We start from the raw sequence: 19,775 nt of genomic DNA, 5'->3' as shown, positions 1-19,775 counted from the left end.
GCCCCTAGGTTTTCCGGGATTTTGTGTTTAAGGAGCCACCGATTGTTGTTGGTATTGGCGCAACGCCTCTAGCAGCATTGGCCAGTTAACATTTTTACTATCTGCCACATCAATATCCACCTGAGTGCCTTTACCCGATAGCAAGTTGCCATAATGGTCATAGGCCAGCGAAGCGCTAATCGTCACATTAAGATTGCTGGCTGGCAGCCTGAACGTGTAACGGCGGCCATAATCACCGCTGGTATCGGTACCCAGCAGCAAAGTGTTGGGCCAGTTGGCCGCGGCATGCGCTAACCATTCACATTCCAAACGACAATCTGGGCCAATCAGTAACAGCAACTGCTGCTGAGACTCTTCAGGTGTTTGCTTGGGTGTCAGTAACGGTGGCCGAGCAAAGAACTCGCTCAGCTTCGGCTGCTCTGCTTGTAACAATACCACTTTGAGTGCTGGGAATAACGTAAACTGCGACAACGGCTGATAGCCGTAGGCTGCCAACGTATCACTGCGTAGCTTCGGGTGGCGTTTATAACGACCAAAGCCAGACGGTTGGCTGGATGGTCTGACATGAGATTTTGCCAGTTGCAGCGTGAGCGCGTTGCTCAGGCCGTTGGCATGGCGCAGATCTATCACTAAGGTCGCCGCTCGTTGCGCTTTTTGTAAGTCGAGTCTGAGTTGGCGGTTATTTTCAAACAGGTCGAGGTCGTTGGTTTGCAGTAATTGCACCTCTGGCGACAGCAAGCGCCAGCGACTCATCGGTAGTTGTTGTGCTAAACGAGCCGGTGATAGCGGTTTAAGGATTGAACGTTGATCATGCTGCAAGTCGCTCAGGGTTAAGCGTACATTGGCGGCATCTGGTAATCCGATTTGTTGTCGTAGCAGGTAGGTGTGGCTGAGCAACTGCGCCAGTTGCTGCGGCGAGGCGTTACTAGGTAAAAACGCTTTGGCTGCGCTTTCCCAGCGGCTCATTGGCACGCCATCAATATGGGTGATAAACGGCAGTTTAGCGTCAAGGGGTCGCTCTGCATCATTCAATGCTAACCAGTGTTGGTCCATCGGCTGTAGTGTGGCGGGGAGGCGTGCAGCCGTGCGCCAATTGCCGACGCTGCTGCCGGGATCATCAAGTAGCGCGACCATCTTGGCTACTTCGGCAGAGAGCTGAAAGCGGCTCAGTTGTTTGGGATAACGTTGTTCGACCACGGCGCGCTGAGTGGCCAATTGCTGTTTTAATTCAGGGTTGAGGGTGCCGAAGGCGCTATAACTTAATAATTCCTGCTCTAGCTGCTGCAGATCTTGTTGTAACTGAGCATGGGTAAGAGTCGTCAACTCGCTCGGATCTTGTAATAAAAAACGGGCGAGTTGCAGGGCGCTTACCAGTAGCGCCATCCAAAATAGATAGAGAATGACTTTAAAATCACTATTTGGCACTACTGCACTCGCGTTGTTATTGGCCGTTAGAGAAGATCGTTTAATGAGATACCGATGCCGATCCGTTGTAAATGTACATTGTAGTCGATAAGGCTTTCACCATAACCATTAAAGTATTGAGTATATAGGCGTAAATTGCCCACAAGCGGATAGCTCCAGGTAAACTGCACCGCGCCTTTATTGTCGCTACGCAGGTTGTTACGCAGCATCAAACTAAAGCGATGCTTATCTAAACCATACAGCGTGGTGAATTCAAAGTTGCCCATGTAGCGGTTGATGTCTGGATTGTCGTCACCGCGCGCATCATTAATATTATCTTTCTCGCTTTCGGGAATGCGCCACCACGCTTTTAATTGCAGCGCCCACGGGCCGTTATCAAAAATCATCTTGCCGTAAATACGATTCCAACTGCGTGATAATAGGCCGGAGCGACCATTAGATTGATGCACCGCACCAAAACCCCAAAACGAGTTGGTGAAATTGCCGATTTTCCAATCGTTGTTAAACAACATGAACAATTCTGGTTCATGATTGGTTTCACGAAAGGGGGAGGAGATATCTTTGTTATAAACCTGCCACCAAGATTGGTTAGTGTAGGCGAAAAACAGGTGGCCGTTGTCACCAAACACGTTATAGGCCAGCGGGAACTTAAAGCTAATTTGAAACTTAGCTTCAACATTGTCTAACTCGTAGCCATCACGATCCATCTCTTCTTGAAACGGCGCGTCATTGACGGATGAGTTATAGGTAAACGGTAATAGATAATTGACTTTATGTGGTGTGATGACAAACGGTTGTTCTGAGGTTTCTAACTCCTGCTCAACGCGTTTATCGAGTAGTGACGGTTCTGACTCTTGCTCGTCGGCTGCCCAACTATAATGACTGAGCAACAGGCTGGTCATAGCGAAATACAACATAGATGAAAATCTAAAGTGCATAAACTGTTAACTCCCTTTTTAGTCAATGACTTGGATCTAATTGTCGCTGTCGGAGTGTAGCATCGTGCAACTCATCATGACACTGACAATGCTATTTGAACAGTTTTGTGTAAGTAACTGATTGAGGGTTTGTTAGCGAGTTGTAGTAAGCAAGGTGCTCAATACGCAGTTCAAATGCGGTGAGGCTTAGTGACGCTAGGTTGGAACGGCGTCACGTTGCTAAGCTGTTTAATTTGCACCAAATCTCACCATGGTACTGCGATAGTTTTCGCTCTTATATCGCTAATGGTTATAAAAACTAATTAATTTATATTTATATGCGCTTAAATCTGTCGTTATAGTGCTGTTATTACTCGAGCGGAGAGAGCGCGATGACACTGCTACATCTGTCAGATAACCAAACCAAAGGCAAAGTTTACTTGCTGGGCGCAGGCCCAGGCGATGTAGATTTGCTGACAGTCAAGGCGTGGCGTTTGCTCAAGTCCGCTGATGTGGTGTTATATGATGCCTTGGTTAGTGAAGATATTTTGGCATTAATCCCGAGCCATGCGGAGAAGATCAAAGTCGGTAAGCGTGCGGGTAAACACAGCGCTGCCCAGTCCGAAATCAACCGTCTGTTAGTCACTAAAGCCTATACCCGTTCGAAAGTGATCCGCTTAAAAGGTGGCGATCCGTTTATCTTCGGCCGAGGGGGCGAGGAGCTACAAGCGTTGATTGAAGCTGATATCGACTTTGAGGTGGTGCCCGGCATTACCGCCGCCTCTGGCGCCTCGGCTTATGCAGGTATTCCGTTGACGCACCGCGACTTTGTTCGCTCAGTGACCTTTATTACTGGCCATTGTCAGAAGCAAGGCCAACCAGTGGATTGGCACCACTATGCACAGGCGGATAATACCTTAGTTATTTACATGGGCATTATTAACGCGGCCACCATTCAACAAGGTTTGTTGCAAGCTGGACGCGCGGCAGAGACTCCTGTGGCGATTATCTCTAAAGCTAGCACCCCACAGCAACGTAGTTTTATCGGTAAATTGTCAGAGTTAGATGCCTTGGCGCAAACGCCAGAGCTGCAAATGCCTGCATTGATCATGATTGGTGAAGTGGTCAGTTTATCCAGTGAGTTAAATTGGTTTGAGCAGACTACGGCGACTGCCGATATCAGTGCCACGGTAGCGCAACTGCAAGAGAATTAATCGCCGCTCGTCAGCTCAATTTACGCCGCGGTCATCGCGGCGTTTTTATTGCTGTAGCTGAGCATTATTCCACGGTAAAGTCTTTAGCAAACAGTGCCTTGATTGCACCAATATAGTGTTCATCAATTTTGGGCGGCACCAGCATCGCCAACTCTTCCCCCACCGGACTCAAGCGGTAATAGCTAAACAGCAGATAACCTGACTTAGGTTTTAAGGTGATCTTACTGGCGGGAAAATGCAGTTCAATCGGCGCTTTTGCTGGCAGCAGTCCGGTTTCAAAATCGCCGCGATGCAGTAAACCGGCGTCGACCAATGTCAGTAGGTGCGAATAGGGCATGCCAAAGTTGGATAAGCCTAAATTCACCGCGGTCTGTTTACGAAAATATTGGCCAATGCCGCCAGTGCGACGATAGCCGCTGAGGAGCTTTAAGCGCGATTCTTGATTGATCTTCACTGCCATACCTAACGCTTTTTCCAGAATATGCGCCTCTTTCAGGGTGAGTTTGGTCAGCGTTTCTAGGGTGCGCACACTAAAGTTACCGGGGTTGACTACTTCGCTAGCCAGAATGCGCGCCCACAAATCCTGCATGGTGCGATTGTTGATCTGCTCTGCCATCTGCAGAAATTGGTTTAGCCAGTCGGGGTCGAGATCAACGCCTGTCACATCGGATGGGGTGTAACTTAACGTGAGGGAATAGATGGTTTCTATATTGTGCTGTCGCTGCACCAACTGCTTTTGCTGGCGCATTTCCGCGCGCTGCAAAATCGATGCGTTGGCCGGTCGATAATCGCCTTCTGATGCCAGCCCAAGCTGCCGACTCAAGCGTAATACCTTTTTGCGCGCCGACATCTCTAAATGGCTGTCAACTTGCGGTTCGCTGCTGTGTAAATCACTTTGGCTGGTCATAACATCGGGCATCCATTCGACAGTTCGGTGTGGCTTGGCTATCTTTGAGTGAGCCTGCGTTTACTCGGTGCTGGAGCGTGATGACATGGCACATCAGCAGCCTTGCTCCAGCAAACCCGCAGTGAGTTGCCTTGAACTGCTATTGCTGACAAATCCAGAGTGTCGCGAAGATTTATTCGCGTAACCCCTAGCTAATAACCAACAGGTTAATCGTGTTACGTTAATGTTTCTATAGCTTTTTGTGAACTGGTCTTGAATTCGGCGGATTGCTGCTAGCCGTGATAGGCCCGCGTGATCTGTTTCATGAAAATTATGGCATTATGCCCCTAACATAGCGTTAATTAACTTTATAAATATGCAGGGGTTAAAGTGATTAATACACTGATTTTATACTCCACCGTCCACGGGCAAACGTTAAAAATTTGCAACGCCATGGCAGAGCAACTACGCCAGTGCGGCGAACAGGTCACTATGGCGGCGATTGATGAAGCGCCTGCGCTAAGTGAATTTGACAAGGTGTTGATTGGCGCCAGTATTCGTCACGGTAAACATCGCGCTAATGTGTATGATTTTATTCGTGAGCATCAGGCGTTGCTGGATAGCAAAATTACGGGGTTCTTTTCGGTGAGTTTAGTGGCGCGTAAGCCCGCTAAAAATACCCCTGAAACCAATCCATACATGCAGGCATTTCTGGAAAAGTCTGGTTGGAAACCGCAGTTGATGGCCGTGTTTGGCGGCAACTTGGATTATCAAGGTTACGGTGCCATGGATCGCAATATTATCCGCTTTATCATGTGGATTACCAAAGGCCCAACCGATCGGCATACCTGCGTTGAATTCACCGATTGGCAGAAAGTGAACCGCTTTGCGCAACAATTTGCAGCGGCCTAGGAGAAAGCGATGAAACGGCTTATTGCGCTGTTAGTGCAGTCAGTACATCTATTGGCAATGGTGTTATGTGCGCTAATACTGATTGGTAGCACCAAGTTGATGATGCTGCGGCGTATTCCTACCAACGCCAGCTTTTGGGATCTATCCCATGTGGGGTTGGGCTTTGTGGTGGCGCTGCTGTCGTTGTTGTTCTTGGGCAAACTCTGCGTACATGGCCGCTGGCGCTTATATTTTCCGTGGTTAGCGTTACAGTGGCGTCCCATCATTGACGACATTAAAGGGCTGGCTAAAGCTAAAATCCCTTCCGCTGGTGGTGCAGGCCTATTTAGCTTAATTGAAGGCTTTACCGTGCTGTCGTTAGTGGCGACCAGTGCAACTGGCACCCTGTGGTTTTTTACGCAAGGCAGTGAGGCTGCGGCGAGTTGGCGCTTGTGGCACCACAGTGCCGCCCATTGGTTTATTGGTTTGCTGATTGTGCATGTGGTGTGCGCGCTAAGCCATCTCATTGATATGGTGCGCGATTAATGCTGTGAGTGATGGCGGTATTATTGTCGTCAACCGCTACAACCCTACCTGCTTGTTCTGCTGTGCTTATTCTCCTACCTCAATCCCTGATCGAATCTGCCCTCTACTGTTGCTTTCCTGCATGGTTGGGCAAATCTTGATGGGTATTTTTATCACGCGCTAAATTGCCAAGTACGTTTGCTACAACGACCTCAAGCGGCGCCATTTTGCTGCTGTTCCTTGCTTGTTATCTCGGCCATTAGGAGGAATTAGGCTATAGTGGCGGACTTAGGGGCTGTTTATCTTTAGTGTTTAATTTTGTTCAAATTAAACACTAAAGATAAACAGCCTGTCGCGATGATTGAGGAAAGAGCATGAGTTTCAGCATGTGGCTGGGGTTATTAGCCATTAGTGCCTTAGGGGCGATGTCGCCCGGGCCAAGTTTAGCCATGGTGGTGCGTCATACCTTGGGTGGTGGCCGTAGCCGTGGTATTGCCTGTGCGTGGGCACATTCGATTGGTATTGGTATCTATGCACTGATCACCTTGTTGGGCTTAGCGGCGTTACTGAAACACTATCCGCTGGTATTTAAGGCGATTGCTTTAGCCGGTGGCCTGTATTTAGCGTGGTTGGGTTGGAAAGCGTTAGCTGCGCAGGGCGGCATGCAGCAAAAGCTGTCAGGAGGTGCCGCCGTTTCTTTATGGGCGGCGGCACGCGATGGTTTTGCAATATCGTTATTGAACCCGAAAATCATGCTGTTTTTTATGGCGCTGTTTAGTCAGTTTGTGTTGGCGGCACAACATAGCGGCGGCAAGAGTTTGATTGTGCTGACGCCAGTGATTGTGGACGGTATGTGGTACACCATCATTGCCTTTATGCTGTCGCAGCCAAGCGTGCTCGACAAACTGCGCGCCAAAGCTCAGTTGATCGATAAAATCACCGGTGTGGTGCTACTGCTACTGGCGCTGCGGGTGCTGTTATCGCTGTTCTAGCACATCACTCTGAGCGGCATTAGCTCGCTATTGCTTGAGGCGCTTCAGTAGAAACTGCTGCAGCGCCTTAATCAACGGCGATAACTGGCATCTATCTGGCACCAGCATATTTAGCGGTGCCGCTTCGCCTCGCCAACCTTGGCACAGTGGCACTAATCTTCCCGCAGCTAAATCGTCGGCAATATCTAAGCGCGATTTATAGGCAATGCCGTGCCCAGCCAGTGCCCAGCGATGCACCATTTCGCCATCATCGGCACTGCGATCACCATTCACTTCAACACTCAGCACTTCTCCGGCACGGCTAAACTGCCAGCGGTTGTGTAGGCGGTCAGCCAACATAAAGCACAAGCAGTTGTGCTGATCCAAATCGAGTGGCGAGCTTGGCTCGCCGTAGCGGGCAAGGTAAGCAGGCGCGGCACATAATACTCGGCAGTTATCCGCCAATAAGGGCAGCAAAATCAAGTTGGAGTCCGGCGGCACACCATAACGGATCAACAGATCCAATGGCTGTCGATACAGGTTGCTTAAGTGATCGCTCACCTGCAACTTAAGTGACACCTGCGGATACAAGCTAAGAAACTCATCCAGCAACTGCATAAATTGATGACGTCCGAGATCAGAAGGTAACGACAGTTGCAGCTGCCCTTGTAGTGTGGCTTGTTGCGAATGCAGTTGCGCTTCGGCGTTGTTCAGCGTGGTGAGTGCATGCTCACATTGCTGCAGATACTGCTCGCCTTGTGGGGTAAGCCGTAAGCTGCGGGTGGAACGAATAAACAGCGTGGTGCCGAGTTGTTGCTCCACCCGTTTAATGGCGGCACTGATCGCCGCTGGCGTCATATCCATTGAGCGTGCCACGTTGGATAGACTGCCTTGTCGCGCAGTTTCCAAGAGGATCTGTAGGTCTTGCAGTCCTTTCAACATGCGGATGCCTAGAGTGTTATTTTCAAAAATCATTTGAAACTATTATTTAATTTTACCGGTTTTTCAAGGCAGCAATCCCCGTTAGATTAGCAGTACTCTTTCTATCGCGATAAAGGACAACCCCATGAAAGCGATTGGTTATCAACAAGCACATGCCCTAGGTGCCGAACAGACATTAACGGATATCGAGTTACCCATGCCGACGCCTGCCGCCCACGATCTGTTGGTGCAGGTCAATGCCATCTCAATAAATCCGGTGGATACCAAAATCCGTAGCAATGCCAGTGCCGAAGCGAACAGCTACAAAGTGCTGGGGTGGGATGCCGTGGGTGTCGTCACCGCTGTCGGCAGCGAAGTGAGTTTATTTGAGGTAGGCGACCGCGTGTGGTACGCCGGTGACTTAACCCGTCCGGGCAGTAATGCCGAGTTCCAGTTGGTGGATGAACGCATTGCCGCTAAAGCCCCTAATACGTTTAGCGATGCCGAAGCCGCCGCGCTGCCTCTGACGGCACTGACCGCATGGGAACTGTTGTTTGATCGCTTACAACTCCCTGCTGAACATGCAACACTGCAATATTTGTTGATCGTCGGAGCCGCCGGTGGTGTGGGTTCCATCATGGTGCAGTTGGCGAAAACGCTCACTGATGTCACCGTGATTGCCACCGCCGGACGTGATGCCTCCAAACAGTGGTTAACTGAACTCGGTGCCGATTATGTTATCGACCACCACCAAGACTTTGCGCCACAACTGAGTGCGCTCGGTATCGACGGTGTGCAATATGTGGCATCGCTCAACAATACCGACGATCACATCGAACGCATTGTTGCCGCCTTGAAACCGCAAGGTAAGCTCGGGCTGATTGATGACCCACAAGTGTTTGATCTCAAACTGTTGAAGCGTAAAAGCTTGTCATTGCACTGGGAGTTTATGTACACCCGCTCCATGTTCTCTACCGAAGATATGCAGCGCCAGCATGACATTCTCACTGAAATGGCCAGTTTGGCCGACAACGGTAAAATCCGCACTACCGCCACTGAGCGTTTTGGCAGTATTAATGCCGCCAACATTCTGCGGGCGCATGAGTTGTTAGAAAGCCATCAAGCGCGCGGCAAGATTGTGTTGAGTGGTTTTGAAGACTAACTGCGTGACCATCAGGTCACTCATGCCGCGGTCATAAATCGCACGCAAAATAAAAGGGGCACTACGATGTGGCCCCTTTTTTTATGGCGTTGTTAACGTGGCTTACGGCTGAAAATGTTGCACACCGTTATCGTCGTCTGCCGCAGCATCATTTGCTGGCGCTTGCGGTGGATTAGCAATGTGATCTTGCAAGTTGTCTTGCAGCATTTCACGGTATTCGTTGCTGAACCACGCTAGTGCGCTATCTTTCTCTTTGGCCAAATCGGATGATTTGATGGCTGCCTCGAATGCGTTATAGCGGGCAGCGGCAAAACGCAACGCAGTGCCGACTTTGCCGACATCTTGCTCGGTTTGGCTTAACTCATTGGCAAGCGCAATAAATTGATCGGCCAGTTCAAAAATGGTGGTGTCTTTTTTGGCGTCTGTCATCTGTCCGCTCTCTCAGGTCGTCATTACGGTTGTTATGAAAATCGCGCAATTCTAAAGCAAAGCGCGGCATATCTCAGCAGATATTTTAGTGATAGCTAATACGGCTTATAACTTGCCCGTCGCGTATTGTGCTTCACCCATACCAAAGCTCCAATCTTCACGGGTATTGCTGAAGAAAGAGATCATTAAATCTTCGCCACGGATGCCGCATTGTTCCTGCAGTTCTTCCGCTAAACGGCGCATAAACAGGTGCTTTTGCTCTTGTGAGCGCGGGCTGGTAAATACGCGCACTACCGTCATCTGTCGTGAACGTTCAAAACCTAGGCCAGTGTCTTCAATCACCATTAAACCGGCTTTGTGTTCATTGACGATCTGGTAGCGATCGCGTGCTGGTACTTGGAACACTTCTAATACCACTTGATGGGCGCAATCGAGCATTTTGCGCAGATCGCTAACGTTTTGGCCTTCTACCACATCAAAAACTAACAACGGCATGTGTATTTCCCCCGTGTACTTAAAAAGGCATTGTACGGCTCACACGGCCGAGATGCACGTGCTGTACGCTGAAACTTCGGCTTGTATCCATTGCTTTGCATCTCTAAGCTACGGGCACACAATTCGACGCTTGGACAATCGATCATCATGCAACAATGGGCTGACTTCATTGCCGCTGAACAGCAGCAGCCGTATTTTCAAAAACTCACCGAGTTTGTCGCCAATGAGCGCGCCAGTGGCAAAGCGATCTACCCGCCAGAAAACGAAGTGTTTCGCGCCTTTGAGTTAACCCCGTTGGCGCAAGTGCGCGTAGTGTTATTGGGGCAAGATCCGTATCACGGCCCAGATCAAGCGCATGGCTTGTGTTTCTCGGTCAAACCCGGCATTAAAGCACCGCCATCGTTAGCTAATATGTATAAAGAGTTGGCGACCGACATTGATGGTTTTGACATCCCTCAGCACGGCTTTTTAGAAAGCTGGGCCAAGCAGGGCATGTTGATGCTCAATACCGTACTTACGGTGGAACAGGGCAAAGCCCATTCGCATGCCAAAGCGGGCTGGGAGACTTTCACTGACCATGTGATAGATCTGCTCAACGCACACGAAACACCTAAGATTTTTGTGCTGTGGGGCGGGCATGCGCAGAAAAAGGGCCAGCGTTTAGATGCACAGCGCCACCGTATTATCAGTGGCCCGCATCCATCGCCGCTGTCGGCCTATCGTGGCTTTTTTGGTTGTAAGCACTTTTCTGAAATTAACCGCCAGCTGGTGGCATGGGGTCAAGCGCCTATCGACTGGCAACCACAACTGCCATAAGCCACGTCTCGCATAAGGAACCGACTATGGCTGCAATATTGATTACAGGGGTGGGCAAGCGCTTAGGTTTTGCCCTAGCGACAGCGCTGTTGGCGCAAGGTGAGCAGGTGATAGGTACGTATCGCAGTGACTATCCGCAACTGCAAACGCTACGCGATAGCGGCGCTGAGCTGCATCAGTTGGATCTGCTGGATGATGTCGCGCTACAGCAGTTTATTACGGATATTACGCAAAACCATGCTGCACTGCGTGCCATTGTGCATAACGCATCGGATTGGCTATCGGAAAAGTCTGCTGAACCAGCCAAAGTATTCGATACCATGCTCGGCATTCATGCGCGGGTGCCGTACCTGCTCAACCTCGCCTTGGCGCCGTTGCTGCAACAAGGCATAACGGCCAGCAGTGACATTATTCATGTCACCGATTATGTGGCGCAAAAGGGCAGTGCTAAGCATTTAGCTTATGCGGCCAGTAAAGCGGCGTTGGAAAACCTAACGCAGTCATTTGCTGCCAAGCTGGCACCGCAGGTGAAAGTGAACAGCATCGCCCCAGCGCTGATGTTGTTTAACGCCGATGATGATGAGCAATACCGCGCGAAAACGCTGACCAAAGCGTTATTGCCAAAAGAAGGCGGCGAGCAAGAGTTTATCGATGCCGTGCATTACCTGCTGAACAGTGGTTATATCACTGGTCAGTGTTTGCACCTTGATGGTGGGCGCACGCTGAAATAGCGAGAGAGGTGGTGCCGCCGCTAAGCGTGAGCAAGACTCAGCGGCAGCACCGATTTACGCGTTATTGATAGGTGTTACGTTCGCTCGGAATATCGGTGCGATACTCTACAAATTCCACTTCAAACCCAGCCGGATCTAAGTAATAAACGTTGCGCCGTGGCCCTGTTTCATCACCGGGTTTAGCGACTTGGTGTCCTGCTTGCTGCATCCGCTCAATCAATGCCGCGAGGTTATCGGTAACAAACGCAAAGTGCGCTAAGCCGGTTTGATGTCCGCTGAGATCGCGGTTACGGCCTTCGCCATCGTCATTCAGCGTGAGATATTGATAATCATCGCCTAAGTGCAGCCACTGCCGCGATTTGCCGTACCACATCTGCTCGCCTCCACCGCGTACGCGCCAGTGCGGAAACGCGGCTTGGTAAAACTGTATGGCGGCGGGAATATCGTTAACCACTAAATTTAAATGTTCCAAATAGACCATGGTGTTCTCCTTACATGCCGTATAGGTATTCTTGTTGTTTGGGATAAGGGGTACCGATGTGAGCCGTGCGGATCGGCGTCAGCGCCTGAGAGTATTGCGCCAACATGTGCAAGCTGTAGTGGATGCGCTCACGCAGTTGCTGGTCATGCCTATTTTGAATGTCTACATGCAGCATCTGTTTGACGTTGCGAATGATCAAGTGGTCAGGAATGGCCACTAACTTATTATTTTTTAGAGCATTCATACGCAATTCACTGATGGGATACGCACCGCTGATCCCGCCAACCACCGCCACCAGTAGCGCAGGTTTATGAGCGGTTTGCTGCTTGTCGCACATCAGCAGAAAATTTTTAAGTAACGGCGAGGCCATGCCACCCCATTCTGGCGTTAACAGCACCAGCGCATCGGCGGCTTGCACCTGTTTATCAATGTGTGGCCACTGTTCACCACGGTGAGCATCATCGCCGTCCCAAAAAGGTAAATTTGCTCGACAAAGCGCTAATAGCTCAATCTGCTCAAAACCATGTTGTTGTGCATTTTCAGCCAGATAGCTTGCCACTCGCTGAGTTTGTGACGGGCTGCGTTGGCTCGCGCTAACAATCAATAATTTCATTTTATAAACCTTTTTGTTTATTAATTATTTTGTAAGGTAATCTCTTTATTTATTCTTGTAAATATAAAATAAACAAAAAACTTTATTTAATCTGTGGTCACGGCATAATGGCGGGGCGGAGGTAAGATGAAAACTGCAGATAAAATCGTCAATATTCTTAAGGTTAACGGGCCTCAGACCGCCAAAATGTTGGCCGACATGTTGCAACTCACCAGCATGGGCGTACGCCAGCACTTGCAGGCGTTAGCGCAACAGCAACTGGTCACCGTAGAAGATCGCATTGAAGGGCGAGGTCGGCCGACACGCTACTGGTTACTAGCGGAAGCCAGCCAATCGCTGTTTGCTGACCGCCATGATGAGTTGAGTGTGCAGTTGATCGAATCGGTTAAAAGCGTGTTTGGCGATAGCGGTATGGAGCAACTGATCCAACACCGCGAAAAACGGCAACAGCAGTTGTATGCCAGTGCGATTGCACCACATCAGGAGCTCGCCGCCCAGCTTGCCGCGCTGGCACAAAAGCGTACCGAAGAAGGTTACATGGCCAGTGTAGCCGTTGAGGATGGTGTGTATTTTCTATTGGAAAATCACTGTCCTATATGTAGTGCCGCCAGCCATTGCCTCAACTTCTGCCGCTCGGAGTTACAACTGTTTCAAACCTTACTGCAACCGTTGGCAACGGTTGAACGTATGGAACATATTTTGGATGGCTCACGCCGCTGCGCCTACCGCATCACGCCGCACACCAACGCTGAGTCTTGCCCTGATGAACAGTAAACGGGGACGCATCGACCGCTTTTTGGCGAGTCGGCTACAAGTGCCCAGTAAGCAGGCACAACAGTGGATCCGCCAAGGTGAAGTATTGCTAGATGGTGAGCGTTGCCGCAGTGTTGATATCATCATTAATGAGTTCAGCCGCATCGAATGCCGTGGTGAGTTATTGCAGTCACTGACGCCAGCCTATTGGCTGTTGCACAAGCCTGCGGGCGTGGTCAGTGCCACCAGCGATGCCGAGCATCAAACCGCATTGAGTTTACTGCCCGAGATAGCCCAAACGCAGCAACTACATATTGCGGGCAGGCTGGACAAATACACCACAGGTTTATTGCTGCTCACCAATGATTCGCGTTGGAGCGAGGCGATTGCCCAACCTTCGGCCAGCAAGCGCAAACACTATCGCGTGACGCTGCAAAATCCGCTAACTGACGCTTACATTAGCGCCTTCCGTGACGGCTTCTATTTTGATTTTGAAGGCATTACCACCGCACCGGCTGAACTGACGATAATCTCAGACTATGTGGCTGATGTGGTGCTTACTGAAGGTAAGTATCACCAAATCAAGCGCATGTTTGGCCGCTTTCGCAATCCAGTCGTGGCACTGCATCGTTATCAGGTGGGGCAGATTGTGTTGGATGATAGTTTGCCAGAAGGGCAAGCGCGGTTGCTGACGGCGGAGGAGATTGCCTCGGTCGGCTAGTTTGGCTGGTGTCAGCCAAGCTATGTTTGCAAAGCTTAGGCTTCGCTTATGCAAACTGCGGTTACTAAAGTCGTGAACTGCTCGTTCCACACCAGAGCCAAAGGGCGATGCTCGTCCCTTTGGAAACACGAAGGCGCCCCACGTCGCAAAATGGTCTGATCAGATTTTTGAAGGCCCTCGTTAATTACGTTATGCTTAGAGTCTCTATTTTTCGTCCAATACGGTATGTCAGAATTACAATTTAGTAATCTACTCGCTGACTCAATTTCCTCTCTGAAATCACCGAGTTTTACGTCTAAGTTAATGGCTTTCATCGCTTCGATAGTGAATTATGACTGCGCAGTGATGCTCGGCCTGCGTAAAGGAAAACACCCCATTTATCTTTACGATTCCATTGAAAATAACCGAGAATTACTTTTCAACCGTTACCTCACTTCTGCATTTCAAGATGACCCCTTCTACAAAATGCTCACCATTGATGAAAAGCAAGGTGTTTTTTCATTAAAAGACATAGTCAAACGGGATTTGGACTATCAAACATACTGCAATCAATTTTACCTGCAAACAGGCTGGAAAGATGAGGTAAGTATTCTCATTAAAGTTGAAGCAACTCGCTGGGTTGTTATCTATTTAGGTTGCATCCATACAAGAAATTCATTTTCGTTATTAAATGTTGAGACGTTAAAATCATACTTCGCAGTTATTCAGTCGCTATGTCAACAACACTGGAAACAAACTGAATTTCTTCTTGCAGAACCAGTCTTTTCCCCTGAGTCTTACACAGCCCAAAGACGAGAGTTCATAGAAGATGGCCTACGTTCTTTTGGTAAAGATTTGCTTTCAACTAGAGAGAAACAAATCGCCCGTTTAATATTGCAAGGACTTGATACTAAAGAAATCGCAAAACAGTTAAACATTACAGAAGGAACAGTAAAAAACCATCGAAAGCGTATCTATGCTCAGCTAAGGGTGGCATCTCTCAGTGAACTTTTCCAAATTTTTCTCAATCATATTATTACCCACTAAATTAATCTATTATCCCTTTAGGGATATATCGCGCATAAATTTCTATTCGTAATCTGTATATCACATTATTCATACAGATAAGACGCTATAGATGACACTCATTCAGGAACTACAGACGCGCGGATTAATTGCTCAAGCCAGTGATTTAGACCAAATACAGCAACAACTTAGCCTGCCACAAACAGTTTACTGCGGTTTCGATCCCACCGCTGGTAGTCTTCATATTGGACATTTAGTTCCACTTATTATGCTCAAACGTTTTCAAGATGCCGGACATCAAGCATTAGCGCTTATTGGTGGCGCTACAGGTATGATTGGCGACCCAAGTTTTAAAGCTGTAGAACGCAGTTTGAATCCTGAAAAAACGGTAGCCGATTGGGTCAAAGGTCTTACTACTCAAATTGAGCAGTTGTTAGCTCCTCATTTAAGCAAACCAATGACCATCGTCAATAACGCTGACTGGATGAGAAATATTAATGTCATCGATTTCTTTCGTGATGTCGGTAAGCATTTTTCAGTCAACAGTATGATTAGCCGTGAGTCCGTAAAGCAACGATTACAAAGACCTGAACAGGGCATTTCATTTACAGAGTTTAGTTACAGTTTACTCCAGTCCTACGATTTTTCAGTGCTTAACCGAAACCATGGTTGCAGCTTACAAATTGGTGGCAATGACCAATGGGGAAATATCGTCAGTGGTATTGACTTAACACGTCGTCATAATGGCGAACAAGTGTTTGGTTTAACCCTACCTTTGATAACTAAATCTGACGGTACTAAATTTGGTAAAACAGAAGGCGGAGCCGTTTGGCTTGATCCGGAAAAAACATCGCCATATATGTTTTATCAGTTCTGGTTATCCACAGAGGATACCGATGTTTATAACCTTCTTCGATACTACACATTCTTGTCCTGTGATGAAATCGATAATATAGAATTGCAGGATAAAACCAGAGACGGCAAACCCGAGGCACAAAGGATTTTGGCGCAAAATATGACTCGTTTTGTTCACGGTGAATCAGGGCTAATCAGCGCAGAGCGTATTACACAAGCATTGTTTACAGGTAGTGTTGAGAATCTAAATCATAATGAAATCAGACAATTAGAATTGGATGGTATTCCAAGTATCGAAAGCACTCAGCAAGATATTGTAGAATTGTTGGTTGAGTCAGGGTTAGCTAAATCAAAACGTGTCGCCAGAGAGTTAATCGAAAGCAATGCAATTAGTATAAATGGTGAAAAAATAACACCAGATAATTCACAGGTAGGTTTTCCACTGTTTGATCAATACTGGCTAATTCAGCGTGGTAAGAAGCATTTTTGCTTAATTAAACGCAAATAAACTAGCAATAAGTGGCAGCAAAGGTAATGCGGTTTAGCTATCGTATGAAGGTTGAGCGTGATACTTTTAGTATCGCTGTGTTTGACTGCGTAAATAATTACAACAATCCAGAAAAGAAAGGGGGATAACAGCAGAAGGTGTCAGCTAATTTTGGTTAGATGCCTAAGATAATCGCTCAGTGGCTTTACGTTGTGGCTCCTTCCGTAAATTCCCTTTCACACTGTACATATTCTCTACGCTGGTTTGGCAAAAATATGCAATAGATCAAATACATCGAATATTGCAATAGCAAATGAAAACGTCGTACTTGTGACTATAACGTCACCTTGGTTACTATCCGTGACTCGCATTTTTACGTCAGCATCAGTGGAGTCGCTGCTGCGGTGATGGTTGGCTGTACGCTATATGTCATGGAAGCTCAAATATGTATGAAATATCCCTTAGTAATGGATTCGGGCCGATTAAGTTTGGTGCGTCGCCTAGTGAAGTCATTTCGGCGTGGGGGCAGCCAGCGTGCTATGAAGATTGGATGGGCGGCAATCTTGAAAATTTTCTCTACTTTAAAGGGCTGTTGGTCGGGTTTCGGGGCGAGATTGATGAACGCCCAACCGAAGACTGCCGAGTGTGCATGTTTCAACTGAAAACTTTATGGCCGCTGCAGCTGTGGGGGCAGGAGATAACTCATGCCACCTGTGTGGAGTTGCAAGCGTTGCTGACACAGCAGCAGTTGGAATATCGGCTAATCGCTAATAGCATTTTGCAGTGCGCCACTCGAGAATTGCAGTTCAAGTTCAATGATGCTGGCCTGTTAGATGAAGTGTATTTTGCTGAGTAAAGCAGCAGGTACTGCAATCAAGATTGGTTTGTTGTGGCGCTTGGGTGTTCAGGCCGAGCCGGTGGAAAATTAATGCAAAGTAACACGGTGGCTGAGACCGATAAGCTCATCAGAAACAAGTTGTGGTGTGATTTTCAAGTCGCAAGTTATAGCGGTAGTGATGTGGTGATTCGTGGTGGCATAGACTTATGTTATTCGTGGGAGTTGCTGCTGACCTTTAAACAGGTCGCTGGTTATTTTGGTCCCTTTGAGTGGCAATCTGATACCTCCAAGGTAGTGTTCGATATGCCGGAAGGTGATGAGCTGGTAGCGTTGAACTTACGCTATGAGGTTGAAATGGGTTACAACATTTATCGTTTTACCCCTGAATATCACTCGCAGCCGATTATTATCATTGCACAGGGCATGAGCTGTAGGCTTGTGGGGTGATAGTTGCTGCGATTATTTGATGCTGTAATCGCACATTAATAAGGCCACGTTTGTGGCCTTTTGCGTAACGTAATGACGTTATCCCTCAAAAACGAAAGCGATTTAGTGATCGGTGCAAGTTGCTAGACAATACGCCGAGCTGTTCAGCCGAGGTTTTGATCTCATTGGCGGTACTGCGTGTTTCTTCGCTGATCACGTTGATTTGTTCCACACTTTGCGCTGCTGAGTGGGCGGCCTCATTTTGCGATTGTGTGGTGGAGGCTATGTGTTCGTTAAGGTCGCGGATTGATAGCACGTTACTACTAATACTGCTAAATGCTTGTGCTACGTCTCCCGAGCGATTGACGCTCTCGTGCACTTGCTCGCGTCCTTCGGCCATGATGGTTAAGGTGCTTTGTGATTCTTGATTGAATACTTCCAAAATATCGGCAATCTCTTTTGCCGATGCCTGAGTTCGTCCTGCGAGTTTGCGCACCTCATCAGCCACGACGGCAAAACCGCGGCCATGGTCACCCGCTCGAGCAGCTTCGATTGCGGCATTTAGTGCGAGTAAATTGGTTTGTTCGGTAATGTCGCGAATGACCGATAACACACTCATAACTTGACGACTGGTTTCGGTGAGGCGTTCCATCGCCGCGACTCCACGTTCGATACGATTTGCCAATTGCTCCACGGTTTTGGCCGATGTAGTGACGGTTGATTGACCAGCGATGGCTTCTTCATAGGCTTGTTGGGTGGCAGCTAATGCTTGGCTCGCAGCCGCGGCGGAATCGGCAAAACTTTGTGATAGCTCCTCTACTGCTGCTGCGACTGATGTCGTCTCACTGCTTTGGCGTTGAATATGTTGATGGCTACGTTCGGCTATCTCTTTGGTGGCGGCAACGGTGTTGCTCAGTTGCCGTTCTACGTCGGCAACGGAAAGAATTGTGTCCTGTAAGCGGCTGATAAAGTTATTGAAGTGCTGAGACATACTGACGGCTTCTGCCACGCCAGATACTGATAACCGCCGTGTGAGATCTCCTTCACCTTGGGCAATATCGGCGAGTGCGTTAGTAATGGTATCCAGTGGCTTGGTAACAAACCGAGTAATGGCGATGGAGGCCAAAGCCAGCAGTACTATCACCACAATACACACCACGATGCTACTGCTGTTGAGGCGTTGAATGGTGCTATTGGCCTGATTGAAAGCTTGGCTATTTTGCTGCTGAGCTTGATTCACTTGTTGCTGAGACAGTTCGCGCACTTGCTCGGCGAGTTTTGCAATGGCAAGGCTGTCATCCTGCATTTGCTGTTGCAATTCAATATTACTTTTGCGTAGTGACTTAATAGACGTTTCACCAAAAAGTTGCTGATAAAGTTCGTCTTTTTCCTTATTGATCGTATTAACCAATGCCAATAAATCGGCATCTTCACCAGCAAAGCTTTGCAGCGTGGCAAGCTGGTCGTTGATCAAGGCGAGCAGTGGTGCCGCGGTATTTTTCTCTAAGTTGAGCAAGATAGATTCTGTGGGCGCACTTTGTAGTGCATAGGTGAGGGTGTTTAGTTTAGCGATGGCTTCAGTAAGTTTTCTCGCCGCATTGGCGACTTTGTCAAAATCACCTTCAATAAAGCCCATCATACTGCTGGTTAATACCCGCCATTGTTCGTTATCTGGGCTGCTAGGGAGCTGCTGATAAGCACGTTTTAGCGTACGTTTTTCACGTTTATCCTGCAGCGATATTTTGCCAAGCAAACTGCCTGCTGACGTTTGCACCAGCTCGACTTGCTGTTCAGCCTTGGTCGACAACTCCGCAATGGCTAAGCGGTTTGTCAGCAATGCTTGCTTAAGTTGGTAAAGCGCCTGTTCGCTTTGATTAAACTGCATTAATAACGCAGTTAATTGCGGTTGTTGCTGGCTGATATCGGCATAGGACTGTGTTTCTGGCGGTGTATTAAGTTGTTGTAATTCGGTGGCAGAACCTATGTTTAAGGTTTCTGCCAGCATTTTTGAGGCATCCTGTCCTAAATCAATCAGTTGTTCCGATTCTCCCGCAAAGCGTGTCATGGAATCGCTCAACGAACCAGCGACGTTACTCATCCAGAACATCATGCCTGCCACGACAATAACCGAGGTTAAGGCGGTAACTGACAGCATCATGAGCAACAGTCTAATTGACAGTCGAAACATAGGTGCCTCCCGTGAAATAGAATAA

General features: G+C 48.3%; 22 protein-coding genes. 13 read left to right on the top strand and 9 right to left on the bottom strand.

Annotation, left to right across the window (positions count from 1 at the left end; genetic code table 11):
• Nucleotides 1-27: 27 nt before the first annotated feature.
• Together ACN0TT_RS07120 and ACN0TT_RS07115 are read right to left on the bottom strand one after the other, a co-directional pair.
• Nucleotides 28-1,425, bottom strand: coding sequence for a hypothetical protein (locus ACN0TT_RS07120; RefSeq protein ID WP_417761446.1), 1,398 nt, complete (start codon nucleotides 1,423-1,425; stop codon nucleotides 28-30).
• Between the two features lie 26 nt (nucleotides 1,426-1,451).
• Complete coding sequence (locus tag ACN0TT_RS07115) at nucleotides 1,452-2,327, bottom strand: phospholipase A (protein WP_417761497.1); 876 nt, start codon at nucleotides 2,325-2,327, stop codon at nucleotides 1,452-1,454.
• A 407-nt stretch (nucleotides 2,328-2,734) separates the two neighbouring features.
• Here ACN0TT_RS07115 and cobA point away from each other — a divergent pair, with 407 nt between their 5' ends.
• Nucleotides 2,735-3,556, top strand: coding sequence for a uroporphyrinogen-III C-methyltransferase (gene cobA, locus ACN0TT_RS07110; RefSeq protein ID WP_417761445.1), 822 nt, complete (start codon nucleotides 2,735-2,737; stop codon nucleotides 3,554-3,556).
• A 64-nt stretch (nucleotides 3,557-3,620) separates the two neighbouring features.
• Here cobA and ACN0TT_RS07105 read toward each other — a convergent pair whose 3' ends face one another.
• Nucleotides 3,621-4,463 carry a TIGR03899 family protein gene (locus ACN0TT_RS07105; RefSeq protein ID WP_417761444.1) on the bottom strand — a complete coding sequence of 281 codons (843 nt, stop codon included), beginning with the start codon at nucleotides 4,461-4,463 and terminating at the stop codon, nucleotides 3,621-3,623.
• Nucleotides 4,464-4,832: 369 nt separating this feature from the next.
• Between ACN0TT_RS07105 and hemG the strand changes: the two genes are divergently transcribed.
• From hemG to ACN0TT_RS07090, 3 genes are all read left to right on the top strand, one after another.
• Nucleotides 4,833-5,354 (top strand): menaquinone-dependent protoporphyrinogen IX dehydrogenase, encoded by a 522-nt coding sequence (hemG, locus tag ACN0TT_RS07100; protein ID WP_417761443.1) that lies wholly within the window; start codon nucleotides 4,833-4,835, stop codon nucleotides 5,352-5,354.
• A 9-nt stretch (nucleotides 5,355-5,363) separates the two neighbouring features.
• On the top strand, nucleotides 5,364-5,879 hold the full coding sequence (locus ACN0TT_RS07095; RefSeq protein ID WP_417761442.1) for a cytochrome b/b6 domain-containing protein: 516 nt from the start codon (nucleotides 5,364-5,366) through the stop codon (nucleotides 5,877-5,879).
• Nucleotides 5,880-6,232: 353 nt separating this feature from the next.
• Complete coding sequence (locus ACN0TT_RS07090) at nucleotides 6,233-6,850, top strand: LysE family translocator (RefSeq protein WP_417761441.1); 618 nt, start codon at nucleotides 6,233-6,235, stop codon at nucleotides 6,848-6,850.
• Nucleotides 6,851-6,877: 27 nt separating this feature from the next.
• On the opposite strand, the gene ACN0TT_RS07085 is transcribed toward ACN0TT_RS07090, so the two are convergent.
• Nucleotides 6,878-7,771 (bottom strand): LysR family transcriptional regulator, encoded by an 894-nt coding sequence (locus ACN0TT_RS07085; protein WP_417761440.1) that lies wholly within the window; start codon nucleotides 7,769-7,771, stop codon nucleotides 6,878-6,880.
• Between the two features lie 124 nt (nucleotides 7,772-7,895).
• Between ACN0TT_RS07085 and ACN0TT_RS07080 the strand changes: the two genes are divergently transcribed.
• Nucleotides 7,896-8,912: a zinc-binding alcohol dehydrogenase family protein gene (locus ACN0TT_RS07080; RefSeq protein WP_417761439.1), complete on the top strand. Its 1,017-nt coding sequence runs from the start codon at nucleotides 7,896-7,898 to the stop codon at nucleotides 8,910-8,912.
• Nucleotides 8,913-9,014: 102 nt separating this feature from the next.
• Here ACN0TT_RS07080 and ACN0TT_RS07075 read toward each other — a convergent pair whose 3' ends face one another.
• Both ACN0TT_RS07075 and ACN0TT_RS07070 read right to left on the bottom strand, forming a co-directional pair.
• A complete protein-coding gene (locus ACN0TT_RS07075) occupies nucleotides 9,015-9,341 on the bottom strand; it encodes a DUF3144 domain-containing protein (RefSeq protein WP_417761438.1) in 327 nt (108 codons plus the stop codon).
• Nucleotides 9,342-9,446: 105 nt separating this feature from the next.
• Nucleotides 9,447-9,836, bottom strand: a complete 390-nt coding sequence (locus tag ACN0TT_RS07070; RefSeq protein ID WP_417761437.1) for a tautomerase family protein — start codon at nucleotides 9,834-9,836, stop codon at nucleotides 9,447-9,449.
• Between the two features lie 147 nt (nucleotides 9,837-9,983).
• On the opposite strand from ACN0TT_RS07070, the gene ung reads away from it, so the two are divergent.
• Nucleotides 9,984-10,652 (top strand): uracil-DNA glycosylase, encoded by a 669-nt coding sequence (ung, locus tag ACN0TT_RS07065; protein WP_417761436.1) that lies wholly within the window; start codon nucleotides 9,984-9,986, stop codon nucleotides 10,650-10,652.
• Nucleotides 10,653-10,678: 26 nt separating this feature from the next.
• On the top strand, nucleotides 10,679-11,383 hold the full coding sequence (gene folM / locus ACN0TT_RS07060; RefSeq protein ID WP_417761435.1) for a dihydromonapterin reductase: 705 nt from the start codon (nucleotides 10,679-10,681) through the stop codon (nucleotides 11,381-11,383).
• 61 nt (nucleotides 11,384-11,444) lie between these two features.
• On the opposite strand, the gene ACN0TT_RS07055 is transcribed toward folM, so the two are convergent.
• The gene (locus tag ACN0TT_RS07055; RefSeq protein WP_417761434.1) at nucleotides 11,445-11,864 is read right to left on the bottom strand and encodes a VOC family protein; all 420 of its coding nucleotides are present in this window, start codon (nucleotides 11,862-11,864) and stop codon (nucleotides 11,445-11,447) included.
• A 10-nt stretch (nucleotides 11,865-11,874) separates the two neighbouring features.
• Nucleotides 11,875-12,477: an NADPH-dependent FMN reductase gene (locus tag ACN0TT_RS07050; protein WP_417761433.1), complete on the bottom strand. Its 603-nt coding sequence runs from the start codon at nucleotides 12,475-12,477 to the stop codon at nucleotides 11,875-11,877.
• A gap of 126 nt (nucleotides 12,478-12,603) precedes the next feature.
• On the opposite strand from ACN0TT_RS07050, the gene ACN0TT_RS07045 reads away from it, so the two are divergent.
• From ACN0TT_RS07045 to ACN0TT_RS07020, 6 genes are all read left to right on the top strand, one after another.
• The gene (locus ACN0TT_RS07045; protein ID WP_417761432.1) at nucleotides 12,604-13,251 is read left to right on the top strand and encodes a helix-turn-helix transcriptional regulator; all 648 of its coding nucleotides are present in this window, start codon (nucleotides 12,604-12,606) and stop codon (nucleotides 13,249-13,251) included.
• Entirely contained in the window at nucleotides 13,241-13,951 is a 711-nt protein-coding gene (locus ACN0TT_RS07040) for a 16S rRNA pseudouridine(516) synthase (protein ID WP_417761496.1), read from the top strand. The genes ACN0TT_RS07045 and ACN0TT_RS07040 overlap by 11 nt, the downstream gene beginning before the upstream one ends.
• 225 nt (nucleotides 13,952-14,176) lie before the next feature.
• The gene (locus ACN0TT_RS07035; protein WP_417761431.1) at nucleotides 14,177-14,977 is read left to right on the top strand and encodes a response regulator transcription factor; all 801 of its coding nucleotides are present in this window, start codon (nucleotides 14,177-14,179) and stop codon (nucleotides 14,975-14,977) included.
• Between the two features lie 91 nt (nucleotides 14,978-15,068).
• Complete coding sequence (gene tyrS, locus ACN0TT_RS07030; protein ID WP_417761430.1) at nucleotides 15,069-16,319, top strand: tyrosine--tRNA ligase; 1,251 nt, start codon at nucleotides 15,069-15,071, stop codon at nucleotides 16,317-16,319.
• A 424-nt stretch (nucleotides 16,320-16,743) separates the two neighbouring features.
• On the top strand, nucleotides 16,744-17,154 hold the full coding sequence (locus ACN0TT_RS07025; protein WP_417761429.1) for a hypothetical protein: 411 nt from the start codon (nucleotides 16,744-16,746) through the stop codon (nucleotides 17,152-17,154).
• A gap of 72 nt (nucleotides 17,155-17,226) precedes the next feature.
• On the top strand, nucleotides 17,227-17,583 hold the full coding sequence (locus ACN0TT_RS07020) for a hypothetical protein (RefSeq protein ID WP_417761428.1): 357 nt from the start codon (nucleotides 17,227-17,229) through the stop codon (nucleotides 17,581-17,583).
• A gap of 85 nt (nucleotides 17,584-17,668) precedes the next feature.
• Here ACN0TT_RS07020 and ACN0TT_RS07015 read toward each other — a convergent pair whose 3' ends face one another.
• Nucleotides 17,669-19,750 carry a methyl-accepting chemotaxis protein gene (locus ACN0TT_RS07015; protein ID WP_417761427.1) on the bottom strand — a complete coding sequence of 694 codons (2,082 nt, stop codon included), beginning with the start codon at nucleotides 19,748-19,750 and terminating at the stop codon, nucleotides 17,669-17,671.
• Nucleotides 19,751-19,775 lie beyond the last annotated feature (25 nt).

This window comes from Shewanella sp. (assembly GCF_048265805.1).
Taxonomy (GTDB): Bacteria; Pseudomonadota; Gammaproteobacteria; order Enterobacterales; family Shewanellaceae; genus Shewanella.
The sequence above is the reverse complement of the archived record's forward strand: the minus strand, read 5'-3'. Positions and strand labels throughout refer to the sequence as shown.